Source organism: Bordetella sp. H567 (genome assembly GCF_001704295.1).
In the GTDB taxonomy this organism is placed as follows: domain Bacteria; phylum Pseudomonadota; class Gammaproteobacteria; order Burkholderiales; family Burkholderiaceae_B; genus Bordetella_C.
Map to the genome: position 1 here is coordinate 1104784 of NZ_CP012334.1, position 22587 is coordinate 1127370.

Sequence of the window (22587 nt, forward strand, 5' to 3'; positions counted from 1 at the left end):
TTCGATGGCGTGGCGCGTGGCCGTGGCGCGCCGGATGGCGCGGGCAGGGCAGGGAGGTGTATCGGGGGCATCAGGCTTGCCCCTGCCCACCCGTGCCGGCGGTGGGGCACAGGCCCGTCAGCCTGCCGCGTCTTCCTGTGCGGGCGAGTCGCGCCAGGTGCCGTCGATCAACAGCTGGGCGGGGCGGAAGCCCGCCTTGTAGGCCATTTTGCGGCTGGCCGAGATCCAATAACCCAGGTAAAGCCACGGCAGGTCCAGGGCGCGGCACTGTTCGATCTGCCACAGGATGCTGTAGGTGCCGAGGCTGCCCGCGAGATCGGGGTCGTAGAACGTATAGACCGACGACAGCCCTTCGTCCAGCACGTCGATGATGGAGACCATCGCCAGCGAACCTTCCGGCGTGCGGAATTCGACCAGCCGGGTGTTCACGCGGCTGGTCAGCAGGAATTGCGCGTACTGTGTGCGGCTGTCCTCGTCCATGCCGCCGCCGGGGTGCCTTCCCTGCTGGTAGCGGGTATAGAGCTCGTAATGCTCCGGCGACCACGCCAGTTCCGCCACGAAGGCGCGCAGATCGCCATGGCGCTTCCAGGCGCGGCGCTGGCTGCGATTGGGCGCGAAGCGCGCGGCGTCCACGCGCACGGGGATGCATGCCTGGCAGCCGTCGCAATGCGGCCGGTAGGTAAAAAGGCCGCTGCGGCGAAAGCCCTGCTCCACCAAGTGCGAATAGGTGCCGGCGTGGATCAGGTGCCCGGGCGCCGCGACCTGTGAGCGCGCCTGTCGCCCGGGCAGATAGCTGCAGGGGTAGGGGGCCGTGGCATAGAACTGTAGGGTCGAAAAAGGAAGTTCTTTTAGCTGGCTCATGCGCGCCCGCCGGCGGGGGTGAGGCCCCGTGGCGGTGGGGACATGATAACGCTTAAGGCGCTAGGGCGTCGCCTCGGGCAAAGGCAGCAGGCGGCCCTGTGTATCGAGCCGCCCACACCGCCAGGGCGGCGCCGGGCGGGTGACGAGCTCCGCCACGCGCGCCACGAATTGCGCGCGCGGCAGGGGGCGCGCGCCCAGGCTGGCCAGATGACGGGTTTGTTGCTGGCAATCTATCCACGGGACATCGTGGTTCGCGAGGAAACGCACCAGATGCGCCAACGCGATCTTCGAGCCGTCGCTCACCTGCGTGAACATCGACTCGCCGTAGAACATGCCCCCCAGGCTGATGCCGTACAGGCCCGCGCGCAGCTTGCCGTCCACCCAGGTTTCCACGCTATGCGCGGCGCCGGCTCGATGCCAGGCTGCATAGGTCTCGCGCATTTCGTCGGTAATCCACGTGCCGGATAGCCCGTCGCGCGGCGCGGCGCAGGCCTGCAGGACCTGGTCGAACGCCGTGTCCACGCGCACCTGCACGTGCGGTTGCGCGTGCTGTTCCTCGCGGGCGAGGCGGCGCAGGAGCTTGGCCATCGAATGCGAGACGATGAAGTCCTCGCAGGCGAGCACCATGCGCGGGTCGGGGGACCACCACAGCACCGGTTCGCCTTCCGAATACCAGGGGAAGATTCCGCGGGTATAGGCTTCCGTCAGGCGTTCCACCGAGAGGTCGCCGCCGGCCGCGAGCAGGCCGTCGGGTTCGCGCATCGCGAACTCGACCGGCGGCAACGGCGTGTCGGGGTCAACCCAAGGCAGTTTCAATGATGTTCTAGCGAATAGCGATGGGCGCCGAATACGCCACGGCGGCGATCTTCCAGGAAGTGCCGCAGGGTGGTCACCACCGTGCGGAACGACAGGTCGTCCCAGGGGATTTCCGATTCGTCGTAATACCGCGCGTCCAGGCTTTCCGGACCGGGATCGAGTTCCGGCCCCAGCGCGCGAGCCAGATAGTAGACATGGACCTGGTCCACCTGGGGTACGTCGATGACGGTGAACAGATCGCCCAGTTCGATACGGGCGCCGGATTCCTCCAGGGTTTCGCGCGCGGCGCCCTGGGCCGTGGTCTCGCCCAGCTCCATGAACCCGGCCGGCAGCGTCCAGGTGTCGTAGCGCGGCTCGATGGCGCGCCGGCAGAGCAGGATGCGGTTCTCCCAAACCGGGACGGTGCCCACCACGACACGGGGATTCTGGTAGTGGATGGCGCCGCAGTGGTCGCAGATATCCCGCTCACGGTTGTCGCCGTCCGGCACGCGTCGATCGACCGGCGATCCGCACTGGCTGCAGAAGCGTGCGCGGCGCGGCGCCGGGAAATAGTGGGGGGGCTTTTCACTCATGATGCCGATTCTAACGGCTAGGCTGGCCCGTCGGGGCGGCGTGTGGGGCGGCGGACCCGGAGCCGGGGCCTTGCGGATCGCTTGACGAGGTACGCGGATTCGCCACGAACCCCAGTTCGCGCTCGATCGCATCGTGGCGCAGGCGGCGCAGCGGCGCACCCTGCTTCGACGCGGGATGGTGGACGCGCAAGGCGCCGCCGTCCTCGGGCAGTCCGGCCGCGGCTTCCAGCGCGTCGCTTCCGTCCTCCAGCCGCATGGCATCCATCAGGGCCGATACGTCGCGGCCGGCGATCATGCCGGGACCCAGGTCGGTGCTGGCATACAGGCGGTGCGACTCGTCCAGGTACCACGCCGTCACGTCCTGCACGGGCAGGCCGGTATGCGTTTCTAGGCACGTGGCGTCCGCGCTCGTGCGCAGGATGTAGGGTGCCGCATCCAGCCGCACGTAGACGCGCTGCGGCCCGTTCTGGAAAAACCAGCGGCCTTGTTCGTCGTGGTCGTAGTTGCGCCCCATAAAGGCCAGGATCGCGGGATTGCCGATGGATACCCCTGGCCCGCCTTGTGCCGCGTCGCCGTCCGGATGCAGCCGCCAGCGGCCCGCGGCGTCCAGCGACAGCCAACCCGCCACGGCGGGAATATTGGGCCAGCGTGCGATGGATTTCAGTACGGAGGCGTCCATGGATGGCTCCTGGGGTAAAGGCCTTTCATCCGCGGCGTACCGCTGGCCGATGTGGCGATGCCAGCCTTCGCGGTCTCGGTGGTCATGGGATGCCTGCCTCGCGCAGCGTCGACGGGCGCAGGCAAATGGCGCCGGTCAAGGTCGCGCCGGGCGCCAGTACCGTCGTGCCGGTGTCGGGATCGTGGCCCGGGATGGCGGTGCCGCCGGCCGCGGTATATCGGTTGAACGCATCCGTCATGTGCGACACCGGCTCGACGGCCAGGTGCGGCTTGCCGGGTGGCGTGAAGATGACCAAATGGCTGAAGATTGGGTCGGCGCGCAGCGTGACGGCGGTATCGCGTTCCGGCCAGGCCACCGCGGCATGGCCGCGGAAACCGCGGAACACATTATCGTAGTCCGCGTGCTCGGCCAGCATCCCGGACGCCAGCGCGGCGGGCGCGGGCACCAGGCGCATGGGCAGGTGGGCCTCGTCGTTGACCCACATATCGCCGGTATCGGCGTACACCCGCGTCCGCGGCGTGCGTGGGAAATAAGGATGCCAGCCCAGCCCGGCCGGCTGCGCGACCGTGCCGGTATTGCGTATCGACAAGGTCATCCGCAGGCCGGCGTCGTCCAGCGTGAAGCTCTGCTGGGCGGCATAGGGAAAGGGCCAGGGCGGCGTCGCGCCTTGCGGGGCGTAGTCCTGGGCCAGGACGGCGCTGCACGCGGTATGCGATTCGACGCGCCACGGGCGCTGCCAGGCCAGCCCGTGCATGGGCAAGGGTGCGTAATCCACCGTTTGCGGAATGGGGTACACCCGGCCGCCGAAGTCGAGACGGCCGCCCGCGAGGCGATTGGAAAAGGGCAGCAGCGGGTAGCAGGCGCTCAGCCGCGCGATGTCGGGGACGCCGTCGCTGGGCCGCAGGATCGGCACGCCGCGCCAGGTATGGCGCAGGATGGTACCGCCCAGGCCGGGACTGATTTCGACGCTGGCATCGCCGTGTTCCAGCCGCAGTATGGTGGTCTCGTTCATGGCCAGATTATAGGTATGCCTATCCTGCGCAGGGGGGCGCAGCCCCATGGTGTCGGGTACACGTTTTGCGCCGCCCCGCCTGGTCTTCCATGTCAAGGGAGTTTGACCATGAAAAAACCGAGAATGCATCCGGTGGCGCGAGCGCTGCTGTACATTGCCGCGGCGGTTGCGTTGACGATCGCACCGTGGGCGGCGTCCCGCGTGCAGGCCGCGGATCAACGATCGTCGTCGGGCAGTTCCCGCCCCCTCATGCCGGGCAATCAGCCCGCCGGCACGGGCCTGAACCAACCCGTACCGGGCTCCGATCTTGGCACGAATCCGCAGCGGCCCACTACGCCGGCGACGACACCCGGCCCGGTGACGCCGCCCACGTCCGTATCACCGGGCGGCGACGCGCCGTCCAGCATGCCCGGGCAGGGCACCGTAAAGGGCAGCAAGGGGGCCCCGGCCTCCGTGGGCGATCCGGCCGGCGGGACGGCGGGCAGCCGGGGGGCCAAGGACAGCCGCTACGGGCGTTGAGTCCGCTACGCCGGCGTCGCCCGCTAGCCGGCGCGTGGCACGAATCTACGGGTGCGCACCCATTTGGTCGCGATCCATTTTTCTCCTGCGAGTACCGGCGCGCCGGCATGCAGCGAGGCGGGATCGGTCTGACCGGCGGCGTTGGCGTATTCGAAATACACGGCGTGGCCCTTGCGCGGCAGGATAGACCAGCCCGATTCCGGGAATGTCGTCTCGCCTCCGGCCGGCACGTCGTTCAGGTACATGATCAGCGTGCACACGCGCTGGCCGCTGCGGGCCAACGATTCGCGGTTGGCCTCGTTGGTGGGCATCAGGTAATCGAAATGCGGCGTGCTTTCCGCGCCCGCAGGGTAGTGCAGGATCTGCAGGCCTTCGCCGTTCTCGATGGGGCGGTCGATCAGGCGGGCGATGCGCTGCTCGATCTTTTCGATCAGATCGGTTTCACGCGGGCGGAAAAACATGCCCAGGCTGCTGCGGTGGTCTCGGGCCACGTCCAGCCCCGTGATGGGATCGACCACCAGCGACGGGCGCAGCCGCGGACGCGCGGCGGCGATCAGCCGATCGCATTCACCGGCGTCCAGCATGTCGGCCAGTATCGCCGTGCCTGGCCGTGCCATGCGGGCCAGCACGCGCACGTCGCGGTCCCCAGCGCGGATAACCGGCCCCGGCGCCAACCGCATCGCGTCGGCGCGATAGGCCGGAGCGCCGGGGGCAAGATCCACGCCGGCTTCCAGTACGAGCTCTCCATCCGGTAGCGGCGCGTCATGGGTCAGCGCGTTCGCGACCGCGGCCACCATCGCGCCGGCCAGGTCAGGCGCCGTCCTGTGCACGATCAATTCATCGACGATGTCCTGTGCGGCGACGCCGCGGCCCAGGTTCTGCGCGATCCAGTCGCGCACCTGGTTGGAGAATCTGACAGTGAGGGCCATGTCCGCGATGTTAGGGCGGCCATGTTGCAGGCAATCGTCACTGCCATATGACTGTTCGTCGACGACGCGCTTGCTGGCAGCTGAACACATTGTGGCAGTGTCATCCACAACGCCCATTCTTGTAACCCGCGCGCAACTTCCGTGTGGGGTAATGCCGCACCCCAATCCGGTCGTCGGTGCTGCCTCGCCTTTCGAACAGGCTGACGACCCATAGCCCCGACACTGGTGAACATGGACCGTCGCGAATTTATCAAGTGGAGCAGTTTCCTGACCGTTTCCGTTGCCATGACCGGCACGCTCGCCGCGTGCGGCAGCGACGACGGCAACGACGATAGCGGGACCGCGAGCCCTCCGGCCACGGGCGCCAATCCGTCGCCCACGCCCACCTCCTTCGCCCAGGGCGTCGCATCGGGAGATCCCAAGCCTGACAGCATCATTCTGTGGACGCGCGTGGACGGCGCCAATGGTACGGACCCGGTGAAGGTGACGGTGCAGGTCGCCACCGACGATGCCTTCTCGAAGCTGGTGGTCAACGACACGATTCAGGCCGATCCGTCGTGGGACTACACGGTGCGCCACAAGGTCGTGGGCCTGGATGCCGCGACCTCCTACTACTACCGCTTCGTCGCGGGCACGATCACCAGCACGGTGGGCCGCACGAAGACGGCGCCGGCCGCGGGCGCCGGCATCGCGCAACTGAAGTTCGCCTTCATCTCCTGTCAGGACTGGAACGCCAACCACTGGTCCGCGTTCAGCGAAATGCTGAATGAAGACCTGGACTTCGTCGTGCACCTGGGCGACTACATCTACGAGAGCCTGCCCGCGCACGTACTGATCGGCCAGACCGAAAAAAACCATGCGGCGCTGACCCTGCCCAACGGCACCAAAATGGCCGACGGTTCCGTCTATGCGACCACGGTCGCCGACTATCGCACGCTGTACAAGAGCTACCGTTCGGATCCTCGCCTGCAGGCCTTGCATGCGCGCTTCCCGATGATCGCCATCTGGGACGACCATGAGTTCTCGGACGATGCGTGGCAGGACCACCAGACCTATACCGCCACGGACGACCAGACCGAACAGCTCGCGCGCCGCCGCAGCGCCAGCCAGGCCTGGTTCGAATTCATGCCCGCGGACGTCACGCTGGACTTGAACAATCCCTCTTTCGAAAACATCCAGATCTACCGTTCGTTCACCTTCGGCTCGCTGGCCACGCTGGTCATGACCGACGAACGCCTGTATCGCGACGACCACGTTATTCCGGAATCGGCCACGGGCGGCTTCCTGGGCAGCCGCTACCTGGTGGGCCGCGATACCCTGGCGGCCGCCGAGCAGGCCAAGATCGGCGCCGGCGGTACGCAATCGATGCTGGGCGCCACGCAGCTGGCGTGGTGGAAGGACCAGATGCTGGCCAGCAAGGCCAACACCGCCTGGCGCCTGTGGGGCAACGAAGTATCCCTGTTGCGCATGCAGGTGGACGGCCAGGAAGCGGTGGTCCAGCTGGTCACCGACGCCATCGTCGCGACGGATCCGGGCGACCTGGTGCCCCTGCGCAACACCGCCATCCTGCCCGCGGTGCGCCGGGACATCCAGGCGATCAAGGCCTCGGGCACGCTGCCCGGGACCTTCGCCAACATCCACGCGCTGTTCGACAGTTCCTTTGGCGTGGATGCCGTCAATGCGTCGATGGCGGCGATCAACGCGATGCTGCCCCCGGTGTCGTTCCTGAACGTCATCCTGTTCGATGCCGACCAGTGGGACGGCTACAACACCGAGCGCAAGAACATGATGTCCTTCCTGAAGGACAACAGCATTCCGAACGTGGTGGCCCTGACGGGCGATATCCACGCCTTCTTCGCCGGTCCGGTCATGGACGACTACGATGCCACCACGCCGGTGCCCGTGATGGTCGACCTGGTGACCGCGGGCGTATCCAGCACCTCGCTGTTCAGGTTCTACGTGGACGAGATCCACACCGTGACGGAACTTGCCGGCCTGCAGCCGCTGGTCTACCAGAACGTGACCAATAAACTCAACGGCACGATGTCGGCCTACAACACGTGGCTCAAGTACATCGACACCGATGCCCAAGGCTACGCCGTCGTCACGCTGACCGCCGACAAGCTCACCTGCGATTTCCGCAAGGTGAAACCGCTGGTCAATGGCGAGCTGCCCGCCGCGCCGACGGTGTCCGGCACCACCACCGTGACCGTCAATGCCGGCGTCCCCGCCGTCGTCCTGCCCGCCTGATTCCACTTATTCCCATCGCTTCATTCCCAGAGGGAAAGACTCATGATGCTATCGACATCCACGCGCGCCGTGCACCGCGCGCCTTTCTACGCCTCGCTGACCGCGATCGCGGCCGCGCTGGCGCTGGCCGGCTGCAACGGCGGCGACGATTCGTCGGAGCCCTCGGCCAGCACCGATGCGCCGACGGCCATCACGATGCAGGGCGTGGTCACCGGCTCCAACTACAAGCCCGGAAGCGCGGCCAACCCCACGATCGACGCCGCCTATTTCCAGAATGCCAAGGTCTGTATCGACACCAATGCCAACGGCAAGTGCGATCCGGCCGAAAATCCGGTGGTCACCGACAACAACGGCGTGTTTTCGCTGCAGGCACCCGCCGTGTCGCCGCTGCTCGCCGATATCGGCACCGACGCCACCAATACCGCCAGCGGGACGAAAGTCGCCCGGCGCATGGCGCTGCGCATTTCGGCCGAACAGATCCAGGACCAGGGCGCCGGCAAGATCGTCATCAGCCCGATGTCCAGCGAAATCCAACGCATGGTCGAGGACGACAGCAGCGCATATGCAGCCGAGAAGGCCAATCTGGCCGCACGCCTGAATGTGCAGCCCGCCGACGTGATCGTCGACGTGCATGCGACCCAGGGCGCCACCCGCACGTCGCTGCTGTTCGAGACCAATCAGCTGGGCAATCGTTATACCTATGCCACGACCAAGCTGGATCGCGGTGACCTGTATCCCGACGCGCTGGCGGTACAGGGCGGCGATCCGGAACTGACCAACAAGATCAACGTAACGCCCGAGACGGCGACCACGCCCGAGACGCGCAAGCCCATCACCTTCCTGCAGGCGCAGCAGGCCGCGTTCAACGTGGAAGGCATTCCACGCTACGATCATCTGTTCGTGCTGTTCCTGGAGAACAAGGGCTCCAACACGATCCTGAACCAGCCGTACGCCCCCAAGATCGCCAAGTACCTGAAGGAATACAACCAGCTGTCGAACTACTTCTCGACCGGACAGCCCAGCGAGCCGAACTACACGGCGGTCGGTGGCGGCGACGACTTCGGCATCACCGACGATTCGCAATGGAACTGCAGCGCCACGGGTGCCAATGCGCCCAAGGATCCCTTGCCCACCCATGACAAGCCGGGCCTGGTTTCCTCGCCGTTCAGCGCGACGGCGGACTGCGGCGGCACCAATCACAACATCACTGCCCCCAACCTGTTCACGGCGCTGGAAAACGTCGGCATGACCTGGCGCGTTTATGGCGAAACCATGAACCCGGGCCAGGATCCTCGTACGGACAGCGTGGCCGATAACGCGATCACCGGCGTGGATACCGCCTACCCGAGCGGCATAGGCAACGACCCCACGCCGATTCCGTCGGGCGGCACGGTTCCGCTGGCCAGCAATATGTACCGGACCAAGCATCATCCGGCCATGGCCTTCCAGGATGCACGCCTGCTGCCTGACTTCTTCTTCAGCAACCGCACGCTGGGCGGCGGCCAGTTCGACGCCAACATGAAGAACGGCACGAAGTACGTGGTTCCCGCCAACTACGAAGTGGACCAGTTCGGCAAGGACCTGGAGAACGGCGACGTCGGCGCCTTGAACTTCCTGATCCCGGACCAGTGCGACGATATGCATGGCACGACGGTGAAAACGACCGCCGGCGCCCTCATCACCGACTGCGCCGCCCCCGCGATCATCACCCGGGGCGACAACTACGTCGACTACATCATCAAGAAGATCCAGGCGTCCCGGGTGTGGAAGAATACCCAGCAGCGCTCGGCCATCGTGATCATGTTCGACGAGGGCACGGCCAGCAACGGCTTCAATTCCTGCTGCGGCTGGAACGTCAGCAACAGCACGGTGTCGCAGCCACTGAAGCAGAACCCGGACGGCAGCTTTACGCCGGACCCGTCGGTGGTCAACTATACCGAGGGCAATCACGGCCACGGCAATTCCATCTTTTTGGTCGTGACCAACCAGCCCAACGCGCCCAAGGGCGTGGTGGACAGCGACGCGTACAGCCACTTTTCGCTCGTGCGGACCATGCAGGACATGTTCCAGCTGGCCGATCCGGCGAACGATGCGTCGTACCTGAACCGCGCCAAGTACACCGAGAAGTTCATCGCCGAGCATCTGCAGGTATTGCCTGAGTACGCCAACAGCGGCGATACGCACTTCGATGCGGTGCGTCCGATGAATCACGCCTATGTGATTCCCGCCGACTACCGCCAGAAGCAGTCGACGGACGCGGCCACCGCGCCGCAGGTCGGTCCCGACAAGACGCAGGCCAGCGTCTGGGCGGTGAAGTAAGGCAGGGCGGCTGATTCGGCTATCCCCGGACAGGGGCGGCGGGTGGAAGCGATTCCGCCCGCCGGTTTTTTTCACTTCAAGGGATTTTGCATGCGCAAGCGTTATCTGGCGGCGACGGCGTTGCTGGCCTTGGCCGTCGTGGCGGGTGTGGCGGCCGGCGCCGATGGCCTCGGCGAACAGGGCGGGGCCGCTCCGGCTGGCGAGGGCGGCGCGCCCGGCCCGGGATGGAACAACCCGGTTGTCCGGCAGAAACCGCTCAGTTTGGCGGCCCAGGTGGGCCAGAAGCTGTTTTTCGACCACGACATGTCGGGCTCGCGCACGATGGCCTGCGCGACCTGCCACGACCCGAAGTTCGCCTACGGGCCGCCCAATGACCTGGCGGCGCAATTGGGCGGCGCCGCCATGACCGAGCGCGGCGTGCGCGCCGTGCCTTCGCTGCGCTACAAGGACAAGACGCCGCCGTATTCCGATCTGCTGGACAATCCGGACGCGATCAGCGTGCCGGGGCCGGGTGGCGGTTTCGACTGGGACGGCCGCGCGGCCGATCACGGCGAACAGGCCAGGGGCCCGTTGCTGGATCCGGTGGAGATGGCCAATGCGTCGGCCGGCGAGGTGGTTGCCAAGGTGAAGGCGGCCGACTACGCACCGCTGTTCCGGCAGGCCTTCGGCGAGCATGCCTTCGACGACACCGCGTCCGCCTTCCATGACATCACCGCCGCCCTGCGCGCCTTCCAACTGGAGGACATCAGCTTCCGGCCGTACAACAGCAAGTTCGACCTGTACACGTCGAACAAGAAGGGCGGGCAACTGACCGTGGCCGAATTGCGCGGCATGAAGGTATTCACCGATCCCAATACGGGCAATTGCGCCTCGTGCCATTACCAGGGAGCGGGCTTTCGCGGCAGCAGCGCCCTGTTCACCGACTTTTCGTACGAGGCCATCGGCGTGCCTCGCAATGATGTGCACGCGACGTTGCCGCACGCCAACCGCAACGATATCCCGGCCAACGACAAGGACGCCAAGCGCTTCGACATGGGCTTGTGCGGCCCGCAACGGCCGGACCATGCGCTGATGGAGGAGGGCAAGCCCAGCAAATTCTGCGGCATGTTCAAGGCACCGACGCTGCGCAACGTCGCGCTGCGGCAGGCGTTCTTCCACAACGGCGTCATCCATACCCTGGAACAGGCGATCCGCTTCTACAACACGCGCGATACCAATCCGGAGCTGTGGTATCCCACGGTGGGCGGCAAGGTGATCAAGCCGGGTGATCCGGGCTACGACCCGCACTATCCCACCTACGGCCTGATCACGGTGCAGTATGCCAAGGGCACGGGCAAGGTACAGAAGTACAACGACCTGCCCATGCCGTACTGGGGCAACATCGACACCCAGATGCCCTTGGACGGCCGCCCGGCCGGTTCCAAGCCGCCGATGTCCGAGCAGGACGTGCACGACCTGATCTGCTTCCTGAACACGCTGACGGACGACTACCCGCCCAACGCCCCGCCCACCGAGGCCCAGAAGGCGTGCGTGAGCTGACGTGCGCCGCCCGAGATCCTGGATGCGCTGACACGCAGAGCGCGGCATCCTGCGCGATGCCGCCGCCATTGAATCGCGGAATATCGTTTTGAATTCGCGCCATCGATGCAAAGTGCGTAGGCGCCGTGTCGCGTATCCGCCGTTGCATCGTGACAGGAATATGTACGGCAAAGGATGTATCTGATATGGTCCTGGGGTCCGGCCCAGGCGCAATACGGCCCAAGTGATTTTCGTAGAGGCTGTTGCGCCGCCGGTTTCCAGGGAGAAGCTTCATGACGCAAGAGCGAGAGCCGCGCAGGCGTTTCCTGCAGCAGGTACTAGCCATCGTGCCCGCCTCGACACTGGCCGCGGGCGCGGCGGTAAGCCAAGCCGGCTGTACCGATCATCCCGCGCAAGGCGCGGCGCAGGCGGGCCCCAGTCCCGCCAAACCGTATACCCCCACGTATTTCACCGAAGCGGAATGGAAGTTCGTCCACGCCGCGGTGGATCACCTGATACCCGCGGACCAGTACGGCGCGGGCGGCATCGAAGCCGGGGTGCCCGAGTTCATCGACCGGCAGATGGAAACACCCTGGGGCCACGGCCAGCTGTGGTACATGCAAGGCCCCTTCCATCCCGACGTGGTGCCCGAACTTGGCTACCAGACCAACCAGACGCCGCGCGATGTGTATCGCCACGGCATCGCCGCATGCGACGCATGGTGCAAGCAGCAGCACGGCAAGGCCTACGCGGACCTGGACAAGCCGCTGCAGGAGCAGATCCTGAAGGACCTGGACGCGGGCAAGATCGTCTTCGATACCGTGCCCTCGCGCACCTTCTTCAACTTCCTGCTTTCCAACACCAAGGAAGGCTATTTCGCCGATCCCATCTACGGCGGCAACAAGCATATGACCGGCTGGAAGATGGTGGGCTTTCCAGGCGCCCGGGCCGACTTCGCCGACTGGGCCGACCAGCCCAATGCCAAATACCCCTACGGGCCCGTGTCCATTTCCGGAGAAAAGGGCTGACTTATGGCGATCAAACGAGACAAGGTGGACGTGGTCCTGGTCGGCTTCGGCTGGACCGGCGCGATCATGGGACAGGAGTTGACCGAGGCGGGCCTGAACGTGCTGGCGCTGGAGCGCGGCCCCATGCGCGATACACCCACGGACGCGCAATATCCGAAGGTGATCGACGAGCTGGCGTACTCGATACGCGGCAAGCTGTACCAGGAACTGGCCAAGGAAACCGTGACCATACGCCACGGCGTCAACGACCTGGCGGTACCGTACCGGCAAAACGGATCCTTCCTGCTGGGCAACGGCGTGGGCGGCGCGGGCTTCCACTGGAACGGCATGCATTACCGCGTGCTGCCCGAAGAGTTGCGACTGCGCACGCGCTACGAGCAACGCTACGGCAAGAAGTTCATCCCGGAGAACATGACGATCCAGGACTTCGGCGTCAGCTACGACGAACTGGAGCCTTACTTCACCCAGTTCGAGTATGTGTGCGGCACGTCGGGCAAGGCGGGGAACCTGCAGGGCAAGATCGTCGCCGGCGGCAATCCGCTGGAGGGCGCGCGCAGCAAGGAATATCCGGTGCCGCCCCTGCGCAACACGCTGGGCGCGCAGTTGTTCGAAAAAGCCGCGCGCGAAGTGGGCTTCCATCCCTATCCGGCCCCCGCGGCCAATGCCTCGGAGCCCTACACCAATCCCTATGGCGTGCGTCTGGGGCCCTGCAACTACTGCGGTTTCTGCGAGAACTACGGCTGCTATATGTACGCCAAGGCGTCGCCGCAGACCACCATCCTGCCGGTGCTGCTGAAGAAGCCGAACTTCGAACTGCGCACGCATTCGCATGTGCTGAAGGTCAATCTGGATTCCTCCGGCAAGAAGGCGACCGGCGTGACCTACGTCGATGCGCAGGGGCGCGAGGTGGAACAGCCCGCCGACCTGGTGGTCCTGACCGCATACCAGATGCACAACGTGCGCCTGCTGCTGCTTTCGGGGATCGGCAAGCCGTATGACCCCGTCACCAACGAAGGCACGGTGGGGAAGAACTACGCCTACCAGATGAACGGCTCGGTCAACGTGCTGCTGCCCAAGGGCACGCAGCTCAACCCCTTTGTCGGCACGGGGGCGGGCGGCGTATCGATGGACGACCTGAACGGCGACCAGTTCGACCATGGGCCCCTGGGCTTCATCGGCGGCGCGTCGATCCGGCATATCCGCTATGGCGGCCGGCCCATTGCGCAAACACCTACCATGCCCGGCGCGCCGCGCTGGGGAAGCGGATGGAAGGCGGCCGTGCAGGACACCTACCAGCGCTACATGAGCATCGGTATCTCGGGTTCGGTCATGTCGTACCGCGACGCCTACCTGTCGCTGGACCCGACGTACAAGGACGCCTTCGGCCAACCGCTGCTGCGCATGACCTTCGACTGGCACGATAACGAGTTCGACATGATCGGCCATCTGGGAACCCGCATGGACGAAGTGGCCAAGGCCATGAACCCGGAAAAGCACTTCGTCGCCGTGCGCAAGAAGGGATCGCACTACGACACCCGCGTCTACCAGAGCACGCACAACACCGGCGGCGCCATCATGGGAACGAATCCCAGGGAAAGCGTGGTGAACCGCTACCTTCAGAGCTGGGACGTTTCCAACGTCTTCGTCATGGGCGCCTGCCTGTTCCCGCAGAACATGGGATACAACCCCACCGGCCTGGTCGGCGGGTTGGCCTACTGGGCCGCGCACCATATCCGCGAGCAGTATCTGAAGAATCCTGGTCCGCTGGTGCAGGCATAAGGAGGGGAGCATGATGAAGCCACATCTCGTCACCGTCGCCCTTACCCTGGCGGCGGCCCATGCGTGGGCCGAGGCGCCGGCCGGCGGCAACGTCGACGCGCAATTGATCAAACAGGGTGAATACCTGTCGCGCGCGGCCGATTGCGTGGCCTGCCACACGGCCAAGGACGGCAAGCCCTACGCGGGCGGACTGCCCTTCGATACGCCGATCGGCACGGTTTATTCGACCAACATTACGCCGGACAAGGAAACCGGCATCGGGGACTACAGCTACGAAGACTTCGACCGCGCCGTGCGTCACGGGGTGGGGAAGGGCGTCGGCAGCCTGTACCCCGCCATGCCCTACACCTCGTACGCCCACGTCAGCCCGGATGATGTAAAGGCCCTGTATGCGTACTTCATGCACGGCGTGACGCCGGTCAAGCAGCAGAACAAGGGCACGGATATTCCCTGGCCGTTGTCGATGCGCTGGCCCCTGGGCATCTGGCGGGGCCTGTTCGCGCCCGATGTCGCAAACGGCACGGCTTCCGCGCCGGGCGGGCAGCAGGCGGCGTCCGGCGACGCCGAAGTGCTGCGCGGACGCTACCTGGTCGAAGGCCTGGGCCATTGCAGCGCCTGCCACACGCCGCGCGGCTTCGCGCTCCAGGAAAAGGCGTCCACCGACGCCGACGGCACCGCGTTCCTGTCCGGCGCCGTCGTGGAAGGCTGGCTGGCCAAGAACCTGCGCGGCGACGTCAATAGCGGATTGGGCAGCTGGAGCAAGGAAGACATCGCAGCGTTCCTGAAGGGCGGGCGCAATGCGCACTCCGCCGCGTTCGGCGGCATGGCGCAGGTGGTGCAGGACAGCACCCAGCACATGAGCGATGCGGACCTGGCCGCCATCGCGGCCTACCTGAAGACGCTGGCGCCGGCCGGCAAGGGCGACGCGCGGACGCTCGCCTACAGCGACGCGACCGGCCAGGCCCTGCGCACGGGCAGCGACAAGAGCGAAGGCGCGATCACCTTCCTGAACAACTGCGCGGCCTGCCATCGCAGCACGGGCAAGGGCTACGCAGAGACCTTCCCGCAGCTGGCGCAAAGCTCGACCGTGCTGAGCGGCGATCCCGCTTCGCTCATACACCTGGTGTTGAAGGGCGCGCAGATGCCCGGCACGCGGTCCGCGCCCACGCAGTATGCGATGCCGGGGTTCGATTACCGGCTGAGCGACGGGGAGGTCGCGGCCGTGGTGACCTTCGTGCGCAACAGCTGGGGCAACCAGGCCTCGGCCGTTACGGCCGACCAGGTGGCCAAGGTCCGCAAGGAAGTCGGGGCGGTCGCGGCCCCGGTGCGCTAGGCAGCACCCGGTCTTGCGCCCCAAACAAAACAGGCCCGCATCGCTGCGAGCCTGGATCGGTTTGGAGGCGCAAGCCGGAATCGAACCGACGTACACGGATTTGCAATCCGCTGCATAACCACTCTGCCATTGCGCCTTCGCTGTCCCGGACCTATGTCCCTGGACAATTTCCGCAGCCGTTGCCGGGGATAAAACGCCGGGCGCCGGAGGGAAGCCCAGCATTCTAACATCATCTCGCGGGCGCCTGCATGGCAAGCGGCCGGGCCCCTGGAATCGCTGCCGAAGGCGCGGATCATGCGGCGGCCGTCGCGGCGAAATCCGCGGCGCCACCCGAAGGGCCACCCCTGTTTGGGACGCCAGTTTCCCCGGGGGGAAGTACGATGTCGCGTCACGTGCGCCCTTGGCCCCGGAGAGTCCCATGAGTCCTGTAGATCCCTTCGCCTCCCTGGAACAGATCCACCGCGCCCTCGAAAGCGGCGATCTGACGAGCCAGGCGCTGGTGCGGATGCGGCTGGACCGGATCGAGCGCTTCGATCCTGTTCTCCATGCCTATATGGACGTCTATGCCGATGCGGCGATGTCCGCGGCGCAGGCCGCCGATCGACTGCGTGCGGCCGGCGTGGTCCTGGGGCCGCTGCATGGGATCACGGTGGCCATCAAGGATTTGTTCGATATCGCCGGACGACCGGTGACGCACGGGTCGAAGTCGCGGCCGGCGCGCATCGCGGACCATACGGCGACGGTGGTCAACAAGCTGCAAGGCGCGGGCGCGATCGTGCTGGGCAAGACGCATACGGTGGAGTTCGCCTTCGGCGGATGGGGCACCAACGCCTCGTTCGGCACGCCGCGCAACCCGTGGGACATGCGCACGCACCGGGTGCCGGGCGGGTCCAGCAGCGGGTCGGGCGTCGCGGTGGCGGCGGGCCTGGCTTGCGCGGCCATCGGCACGGATACCGGCGGTTCGGTGCGCATCCCTTCCTCGCTGTGCGGCCTGGTTGGGTTGAAGACGACGCTGGGGCTGGTCAGTCGCGATGGCTTGATGCCGCTAAGCGCCACGTTGGACACCGTGGGCCCGATGACGCATACCGTCAGGGACGCTGCCTGGATGCTGGACGCGATCGCGGGTCCGGATCCGCGCGATCCGTCCTCGCTACAGGCGCCTGTCCGGTCCGTCCTGGCCCGGCTGGACGCCGGCGTGAAGGGCATGCGCGTGTGGGCGATGCCGGACGAAGAACGAGACGGCGTGCATCCGGCCGTCTTGGCGGCCTACGATGCGGCGCTGCAAGCGCTCGAAGGCCTGGGTGCGCTCGTGGTCCGGCGGCCTTTGCCGAAGCGTTGCGCCGACTATATGCAGATCAACGGCGGCATCATGAGCGCGGAAGGCTATGCCAACCTGGGCGATATCTGCGAGCGCGACGACCTTCAGGTCGATCCGTATGTCAGGCGGCGCGTGCTGCTGGGGCGGGATATCCGCGCCTTCGAATACATAAGGCTGCTGAAGGCGCGCGAGCAGGCCCGGGCCGAGATGGCGGCCGCGATGGACGGGGCCGATGTGCTCCTGCTGCCGACCACGCCGCTGCCCGCGGTGCCGTTGGCGGAGGTGGATCAAACGACTTCCACGCTGGCGCATTTCAATCGCATGGCGAATTTGATGAATCTGTGCTCGGTGGCGGTACCGGCCGGATTTTCGTCGGAAGGATTGCCGCTGTCCGTGCAGTTCGTCGGTCGTGGGTGGGACGAGCCGTTGATATTGCGGGCCGCGTATGCCTACGAGCAGGCGACGCGCTGGCATGAGCGTCGGCCGGAAGGGCTGGCCTGAAAAGCCCGGCGGCATCACGCGGCCGCCTGGGGAGAGGACAGACAACATCCGCCACACGGCATCGGCCCAGCCGTCCGGCCGTGGCCAAGAGCGGAACAGGGGGAACTGGTGAACGAAATCCGCGCCATTTCGCTATTCGTCAGGACGGCCACGCTGGGCAGCCTGCGCAAGGCCGCCATTGAACAGGGCGTGACGCCGCAGGCCGCCAGCCTGGCGGTCTCGCAGCTGGAAAAGCATCTGGGCATCCGCTTGTTCCATCGCACCACGCGACAGATCAGCCTGACCGACGAGGGACGCCGCTTCCTGGAGTCCGTCCAGCCGCCGCTGGAAGCACTGAATGACGCCATGCACGGCGCCCGTCATGCCGATCTTGCCACCGGCCCCCTGCGCGTCACGGCGCCGCGCAGCCTGGGCTATTCGGTGCTGTGGCCCTTGTTCGAGGCGTTCGCGCAGGCACATCCGGACGTGCAGTTGGACATCCAGCTGGAGGATCGCCTGCAGGACTGGGTGGCGGAACGCATCGACGTGGGGTTTCGCGCCGGTGAGCAGCCGGACGGCCGCATCATTGCGCGGCGGGTGCTGCCTATCCAGCTGATCGTTTGCGCGTCGCCCGGTTATCTGGCCCGGCATGGCGCGCCCGCCACCATCGACGATCTGGCATCGCACCGCTGCACCGGCTACTTGCAGCCCAATACCGGCAAGGTGGCGCCGTGGGAATTCCAGGTCGGCGACGACATCGTCTATCGCGATGTGCCGCCCTCCATCTGCATGAACGATCCCGACCTGGAGACCCGCGCGGTGCTGGCGGGCCTGGGGATAGGGCAGTTGGGCAGCTTCACCGCGGTGCCCCTGATCCGCGCGGCGAGGCTGGTGCCGGTGCTGCTGCCGCATACCGTGCAGCGGATCGCGATGTACCTGTGCTACACGCGCCGTGCGCAGATGCCGAAACGGGTGCGGCTTTTCATCGACTTCATGATGGAACGGCTGCAGGCCAGCACGGAATGGCATCTGACGGAAGAAGAACTGCGCGCCGGCAGGCCGGCGCGCAGGCGAAAACAGCGGGGTAGCTGAGGGCCGCCACGCGGGTTACTTCGGGAAGTCCGTGGACGCCGCCAGTTCGCGCCATTGTTCGGTTTCCTCGGTAACGTAGGCGTTCTTGTGCGCGATGGCGGCCAGCGTGTCGGTGCCGAAGGGCATGCGCAGCGGCGGGCGGTCGGCGTCGACCAGCTTGACCATGGCCTGGGCCAGGCGCTTGGGATCGCCCGGCTGCTGGTGGTTGGCTTGCGCGGCCTGCTCGCGCACCTTGCCGGCGGTCTCGGCGTAATCCGCGATCACCGTTGGCGACTTCACCAGCGACGATGCGTCCAGGAAATCGGTGCGGAAGTAGCCGGGCTCGACCACGGTGGCGTGGATGCCCAGCGGGGCCAGTTCATCATGCAGGGCTTCGGTCAGGCCTTCCACCGCAAACTTGGTGGAGCAGTACACGCCGAAGCCGGCGGCGCTGCGATAGCCGCCGATGGACGAGATATTGACGATATGGCCGGCTTTCCGTTCGCGCATGGCGGGCAGCACGGCGCGGACGACGTTCAGCAGACCGAAGACGTTGGTGTCGTACATGCGGCGTACGTCGGCGTCGTCGGCTTCCTCCACGGCGCCCAGCAGCCCGAAGCCTGCGTTGTTGATCAGCACGTCGATGCGGCCGAAGCGTGCCACCGCGGCGCTGACGGCGGCGCGCGCCTGGGTTTCGTCGGTCACGTCCAGCTGTACGGGCAGGGCGTTGGGGGAATCGCCGAAGCGTTCCGCCAGCGCGGCCACGTTGCGGCCGGCCACGACGACGGCATTGCCGTCGGCCAGCGCCGCGTCGGCGATCAGGGCGCCCAGGCCGCGCGCGGCGCCGGTGATGAACCATACGCGCTTGATGGAGGAAGAGGATAGTGTCGTCATGGCAGTGCTCCGGTAGGCTTGAAAAGGTGGCGGGGCGCGGCGGATGGGTTTGAAGTCCGGTACCGCGTTGGATGTCACTGTAGGCGCGCGGCGGGGGCCCGCCTAGCCACGAAACGCTGACTTGATCGCCAAGTAAAACTTGTCAATCCGCCCCGCCACGGCGGTTCCGCATCGCGCCATCACCGCCAAGGCCCGCGGCACGGGCAAAAGTCGGCGGTGCGGGCAAAAGTCCGCGGGCACAGGCAAAAGCCCGCGGCACAGGCAGAGCCCCGGCCTTCGCGTCCCTCATCCCCTTGCAAGCGTCCCGCCAGCTTGCGTCGATTACGATGTAGGGGCGCCGTGTGGCGGCCTGGGGCCGCATCCCGGCAACCGGCCGGGGCAGTGCCACGGCGCGGGTGCTTGACGGCGGTCCAAACCTTTACAACACAAGCCACACCCGGAGAACCCCTCATGATCGGTTTTGAAATCCATGCGCGCCGCCGTGCCGTCGCCGCCGACGTCGTCGCCAAGTTCGTCGGCCTGCCCGTCGCCAACATCAGTGATGTGATGTCGCGCATGACGGCGGGCGGCCCGCGCTTGCGGCCCATGCACGACGGCAGCTTCATGGCGGGGCCGGCCCTGACCGTTCGCACGCGTCCGGGCGACAACCTGATGGTGCACAAGGCGCTGGACCTTGCGGCGCCGGGCGACGTCATCGTGGTGGACGCCGGGGGCGACCTGACCAATGCGATCATCGGTGAAATCATGGTGTCGTACGCGAAGTCGCGCAAACTGGGCGGCATCGTCATCAACGGCTCGATCCGCGACGCCGGTGCGCTGCGGCGCGGCGATTTTCCGGTGTTCGCGGCCGGCATCACCCATCGCGGTCCCTACAAGGACGGCCCGGGTGAAATCAACAGCACCATCGCGCTGGACGGCATGACCATCGAGCCGGGCGACCTGATCGTGGGCGACGACGACGGCCTGCTCTGCATTCCTTACGACCAGACCGAAGCCATCTACGAGGCCGCCAAGGCCAAGCACGCCGCGGAAGAAAAAACCTTCGCCAACATCGCGTCGGGCAAGCACGACACCAGCTGGATCGATGCGCGGCTGAAGGCGCTGGGCTGCATCGCCAAGTAATCCAGTTGGCGGTGAACCGGGTCGCGGTCCAGGCATGTGCCGCCGATCTCGATCCGCCCGGGAGTCCGCCTTGGAATCCCGGGATCCGGCCGTGGCCATCATCACCTGCCATCGCGCCGTCCGGCCAGGTATATCCTGGACGTTATGGTTGATAATTTAAATTCATTTCGGGATGCATGGCTCCGACGGGATAATTTCCCTCGAAGACGATAGACAAGAAGGACCGGAGGATCGCGCTGGCACCGCCAGGCCCGATCGATCCGGCCAAGAGCCTGGGTGGCGACCGATGTCGCCGGACATGGGCATAGCGGCCGCGCTGTGCGGCGTGCTATATGGAGACTGTCATGGCCATGTGTAGCTGCGCGGGCATCCGCCGCGCTTTCGTGCATCCTGTTTCGCTCCGAAATTCCGGCAGCGTGGCCGATAGACGGCCATAGCGGCCTGGCGCCGCGCCGCCGCGACACCATCCCCCCAATACCCCATGTGCCGGAACACCCGCCTTCAAGGTGGGTCGCCGCGCGACGAATACGCACACCCCGCCGCCGCGCGCGCCCGGGGCCGCCTCGTACCGATTACCGTTGGAGGACGACACGCATGCAGCTTGCCAAGCACTACATCGACGGCGCCTGGATCGAATCCGTGGCGGGACAGAGCCGCCAGGGCCTGTCGCACAATCCCGCGACGTCCGAGGCGGCCGCGCACTTCGCCGATGGCGGCACGGCCGAAGCGCATGCCGCCATCGCCGCGGCGCGGCGCGCCTTCGAGCAGCCGGATTGGCGCCGCTCGCCCCGGCTGCGCGCCGACGTGTTGTGGGATTTTGCCGTGCGGCTGGAGGCGCGCAAGGACGAGATCGCCGACTGGCTGGTCACGCTGAACGGCAAGCTGCGACGCGAGGCCCTGGGTGAAATCCTGGCCGGCGTGTCCGAGCTGAAGTACTACGCCGGACTGGCGCGCAATCTGTTCGGCCGCATCATCGAGGTGGAGCCGGGTTGCCATGCATCGTTGCGGCGCGAGGCAGCCGGCGTGGCCGCCATTATCCTGCCGTGGAACGCCCCCATCACCCTGCTGGTGCGTTCGCTCGCGCCCGCGCTGGCCGCCGGATGCGCGACGGTGATCAAGCCGGCTTTCCAGACGGCGCTGGCGCACAACCTGGCGCTGGAATGCCTGACGGTCGACCCGCGCCTGCCCGCCGGCATCGTCAATTCCGTGATCGAAGGCGGCTCGGCCGTGTCCCAGGCCCTGTGCGAATCGCCGGACGTCGATGTCGTCAGCTTCACGGGATCCACCGCGGTCGGCAAGAAGATCGCCGCTGCCGCCGCCGGCACGCTGAAACGCCTGTCGCTTGAACTGGGCGGCAAGGCGCCGGCGCTCGTCTTCGCCGACGGCGCGTCCGACGCGACCGTCAAGGGCATCACCGCCGGCAGCCTGATCCTGGCCGGGCAGCAGTGCACCGCCATCACCCGCGTATTGGTGCAGGACAGCGTCTACGCCGATTTCACACGACGGCTGGCCGAGGCCTTCCGCGCGGTGCGGGTGGGCGTGGGCAGCGATCCGCAATCGCAGATGGGCAGCATGATCGATATCGCCAACCGCGATCGCATCGCGGGCCTGGTCGCGCGCGCCGGCGACGTCGGCCAGGTCCTGGTGCGTGGCGAAGCGCCGGGCGGCGCGCTTGCCAAGGGCGCCTTCCTTTCGCCCAGCCTGGTGGCCATCGACGACCTGCAGTCCGAATACGTGCAACGCGAATTGTTCGGTCCGCTGCTGATCGTCGAGCGCTTCAAGGACGAAGAGGACGCGATCCGCCGCGCCAACGCCACGCGCTACAGCCTGGCATCGAGCGTGTGGACAGCCGACGGCGTGCGTAGCGAACGCGTCGCCGCCCGGTTGCGCTTCGGCACCGTCTGGGCCAATACCCACAACCGCCTGTTCGCCGAAGCGGAAACAGGCGGCCGCGCCGACAGTGGCTACGGCCGCCTGCATGGGGCGGAAGGGCTCAATGATTTCCTGGAAACGAAGCACTACTACTTCGAAACGGGCGTTCGATCCTGACCGCGCGGCACGGCGGGGCTGTGGCGGCTGCCGCCGCC

The 22587-nt window shown here is 66.5% G+C and carries 18 protein-coding genes and 1 tRNA gene; 11 read left to right on the plus strand and 8 right to left on the minus strand.

Going from position 1 to position 22587, the window contains the following annotated elements:
- Positions 1-117: 117 nt before the first annotated feature.
- The 5 genes from AKI39_RS04965 to AKI39_RS04985 all read right to left on the minus strand — a co-directional run bounded on the left by AKI39_RS04965 (position 118) and on the right by AKI39_RS04985 (position 3940).
- On the minus strand, positions 118-861 hold the full coding sequence (locus tag AKI39_RS04965; protein WP_066633121.1) for an arginyltransferase: 744 nt from the start codon (positions 859-861) through the stop codon (positions 118-120).
- A gap of 60 nt (positions 862-921) precedes the next feature.
- Positions 922-1677: a leucyl/phenylalanyl-tRNA--protein transferase gene (gene aat / locus AKI39_RS04970; RefSeq protein WP_066633123.1), complete on the minus strand. Its 756-nt coding sequence runs from the start codon at positions 1675-1677 to the stop codon at positions 922-924.
- Positions 1674-2249 (minus strand): NUDIX hydrolase, encoded by a 576-nt coding sequence (locus tag AKI39_RS04975; protein ID WP_066633124.1) that lies wholly within the window; start codon positions 2247-2249, stop codon positions 1674-1676. Before AKI39_RS04975 ends, aat begins: the two co-directional genes overlap by 4 nt.
- Before the next feature lie 10 nt (positions 2250-2259).
- Positions 2260-2928: a DUF2946 family protein gene (locus AKI39_RS04980; protein ID WP_066633126.1), complete on the minus strand. Its 669-nt coding sequence runs from the start codon at positions 2926-2928 to the stop codon at positions 2260-2262.
- Positions 2929-3010: 82 nt separating this feature from the next.
- On the minus strand, positions 3011-3940 hold the full coding sequence (locus AKI39_RS04985) for an aldose 1-epimerase (protein WP_066633134.1): 930 nt from the start codon (positions 3938-3940) through the stop codon (positions 3011-3013).
- Between the two features lie 108 nt (positions 3941-4048).
- On the opposite strand from AKI39_RS04985, the gene AKI39_RS04990 reads away from it, so the two are divergent.
- On the plus strand, positions 4049-4459 hold the full coding sequence (locus AKI39_RS04990) for a hypothetical protein (protein ID WP_145925196.1): 411 nt from the start codon (positions 4049-4051) through the stop codon (positions 4457-4459).
- A 23-nt stretch (positions 4460-4482) separates the two neighbouring features.
- On the opposite strand, the gene AKI39_RS04995 is transcribed toward AKI39_RS04990, so the two are convergent.
- Positions 4483-5388 (minus strand): 2OG-Fe(II) oxygenase, encoded by a 906-nt coding sequence (locus tag AKI39_RS04995; protein ID WP_066642226.1) that lies wholly within the window; start codon positions 5386-5388, stop codon positions 4483-4485.
- A 231-nt stretch (positions 5389-5619) separates the two neighbouring features.
- Here AKI39_RS04995 and AKI39_RS05000 point away from each other — a divergent pair, with 231 nt between their 5' ends.
- The 6 genes from AKI39_RS05000 to AKI39_RS05025 all read left to right on the plus strand — a co-directional run bounded on the left by AKI39_RS05000 (position 5620) and on the right by AKI39_RS05025 (position 15615).
- On the plus strand, positions 5620-7638 hold the full coding sequence (locus AKI39_RS05000) for an alkaline phosphatase D family protein (RefSeq protein ID WP_066633137.1): 2019 nt from the start codon (positions 5620-5622) through the stop codon (positions 7636-7638).
- 42 nt (positions 7639-7680) lie between these two features.
- Positions 7681-9957, plus strand: a complete 2277-nt coding sequence (locus tag AKI39_RS05005) for an alkaline phosphatase family protein (RefSeq protein WP_338012421.1) — start codon at positions 7681-7683, stop codon at positions 9955-9957.
- Positions 9958-10047: 90 nt separating this feature from the next.
- A complete protein-coding gene (locus tag AKI39_RS05010; RefSeq protein WP_066642231.1) occupies positions 10048-11496 on the plus strand; it encodes a cytochrome-c peroxidase in 1449 nt (482 codons plus the stop codon).
- Between the two features lie 272 nt (positions 11497-11768).
- The gene (locus tag AKI39_RS05015; protein WP_066633139.1) at positions 11769-12503 is read left to right on the plus strand and encodes a gluconate 2-dehydrogenase subunit 3 family protein; all 735 of its coding nucleotides are present in this window, start codon (positions 11769-11771) and stop codon (positions 12501-12503) included.
- A gap of 3 nt (positions 12504-12506) precedes the next feature.
- Positions 12507-14282: a GMC family oxidoreductase gene (locus AKI39_RS05020; RefSeq protein ID WP_066633142.1), complete on the plus strand. Its 1776-nt coding sequence runs from the start codon at positions 12507-12509 to the stop codon at positions 14280-14282.
- Positions 14283-14292: 10 nt separating this feature from the next.
- Positions 14293-15615, plus strand: coding sequence for a cytochrome c (locus AKI39_RS05025; protein ID WP_066633145.1), 1323 nt, complete (start codon positions 14293-14295; stop codon positions 15613-15615).
- A gap of 62 nt (positions 15616-15677) precedes the next feature.
- On the opposite strand, the gene AKI39_RS05030 is transcribed toward AKI39_RS05025, so the two are convergent.
- Positions 15678-15751: transfer RNA gene (locus AKI39_RS05030), tRNA-Cys, on the minus strand.
- Positions 15752-16033: 282 nt separating this feature from the next.
- Here AKI39_RS05030 and AKI39_RS05035 point away from each other — a divergent pair.
- Both AKI39_RS05035 and AKI39_RS05040 read left to right on the plus strand, forming a co-directional pair.
- Positions 16034-17434, plus strand: coding sequence for an amidase (locus AKI39_RS05035; RefSeq protein WP_066633153.1), 1401 nt, complete (start codon positions 16034-16036; stop codon positions 17432-17434).
- A 108-nt stretch (positions 17435-17542) separates the two neighbouring features.
- Positions 17543-18505 (plus strand): LysR family transcriptional regulator, encoded by a 963-nt coding sequence (locus AKI39_RS05040; RefSeq protein WP_066633156.1) that lies wholly within the window; start codon positions 17543-17545, stop codon positions 18503-18505.
- Positions 18506-18520: 15 nt separating this feature from the next.
- On the opposite strand, the gene AKI39_RS05045 is transcribed toward AKI39_RS05040, so the two are convergent.
- On the minus strand, positions 18521-19378 hold the full coding sequence (locus AKI39_RS05045; RefSeq protein WP_066633158.1) for an oxidoreductase: 858 nt from the start codon (positions 19376-19378) through the stop codon (positions 18521-18523).
- 450 nt (positions 19379-19828) lie between these two features.
- On the opposite strand from AKI39_RS05045, the gene AKI39_RS05050 reads away from it, so the two are divergent.
- Complete coding sequence (locus AKI39_RS05050) at positions 19829-20500, plus strand: RraA family protein (RefSeq protein ID WP_066633161.1); 672 nt, start codon at positions 19829-19831, stop codon at positions 20498-20500.
- A gap of 594 nt (positions 20501-21094) precedes the next feature.
- A complete protein-coding gene (locus AKI39_RS05055) occupies positions 21095-22549 on the plus strand; it encodes an aldehyde dehydrogenase family protein (protein ID WP_066633169.1) in 1455 nt (484 codons plus the stop codon).
- Positions 22550-22587 lie beyond the last annotated feature (38 nt).

What these genes read in the sequence shown, in the direction of transcription:
- AKI39_RS04965 (WP_066633121.1), bottom strand. Translation starts at nt 861, where the DNA reads ATGAGCCAGCTAAAAGAACTTCCTTTTTCGACCCTACAGTTCTATGCC.
- AKI39_RS04975 (WP_066633124.1), bottom strand. Translation starts at nt 2,249, where the DNA reads ATGAGTGAAAAGCCCCCCCACTATTTCCCGGCGCCGCGCCGCGCACGC.
- AKI39_RS04980 (WP_066633126.1), bottom strand. Translation starts at nt 2,928, where the DNA reads ATGGACGCCTCCGTACTGAAATCCATCGCACGCTGGCCCAATATTCCC.
- AKI39_RS04985 (WP_066633134.1), bottom strand. Translation starts at nt 3,940, where the DNA reads ATGAACGAGACCACCATACTGCGGCTGGAACACGGCGATGCCAGCGTC.
- AKI39_RS04990 (WP_145925196.1), top strand. Translation starts at nt 4,049, where the DNA reads ATGAAAAAACCGAGAATGCATCCGGTGGCGCGAGCGCTGCTGTACATT.
- AKI39_RS04995 (WP_066642226.1), bottom strand. Translation starts at nt 5,388, where the DNA reads ATGGCCCTCACTGTCAGATTCTCCAACCAGGTGCGCGACTGGATCGCG.
- AKI39_RS05000 (WP_066633137.1), top strand. Translation starts at nt 5,620, where the DNA reads ATGGACCGTCGCGAATTTATCAAGTGGAGCAGTTTCCTGACCGTTTCC.
- AKI39_RS05005 (WP_338012421.1), top strand. Translation starts at nt 7,681, where the DNA reads ATGATGCTATCGACATCCACGCGCGCCGTGCACCGCGCGCCTTTCTAC.
- AKI39_RS05010 (WP_066642231.1), top strand. Translation starts at nt 10,048, where the DNA reads ATGCGCAAGCGTTATCTGGCGGCGACGGCGTTGCTGGCCTTGGCCGTC.
- AKI39_RS05015 (WP_066633139.1), top strand. Translation starts at nt 11,769, where the DNA reads ATGACGCAAGAGCGAGAGCCGCGCAGGCGTTTCCTGCAGCAGGTACTA.
- AKI39_RS05020 (WP_066633142.1), top strand. Translation starts at nt 12,507, where the DNA reads ATGGCGATCAAACGAGACAAGGTGGACGTGGTCCTGGTCGGCTTCGGC.
- AKI39_RS05025 (WP_066633145.1), top strand. Translation starts at nt 14,293, where the DNA reads ATGATGAAGCCACATCTCGTCACCGTCGCCCTTACCCTGGCGGCGGCC.
- AKI39_RS05035 (WP_066633153.1), top strand. Translation starts at nt 16,034, where the DNA reads ATGAGTCCTGTAGATCCCTTCGCCTCCCTGGAACAGATCCACCGCGCC.
- AKI39_RS05045 (WP_066633158.1), bottom strand. Translation starts at nt 19,378, where the DNA reads ATGACGACACTATCCTCTTCCTCCATCAAGCGCGTATGGTTCATCACC.
- AKI39_RS05050 (WP_066633161.1), top strand. Translation starts at nt 19,829, where the DNA reads ATGATCGGTTTTGAAATCCATGCGCGCCGCCGTGCCGTCGCCGCCGAC.
- AKI39_RS05055 (WP_066633169.1), top strand. Translation starts at nt 21,095, where the DNA reads ATGCAGCTTGCCAAGCACTACATCGACGGCGCCTGGATCGAATCCGTG.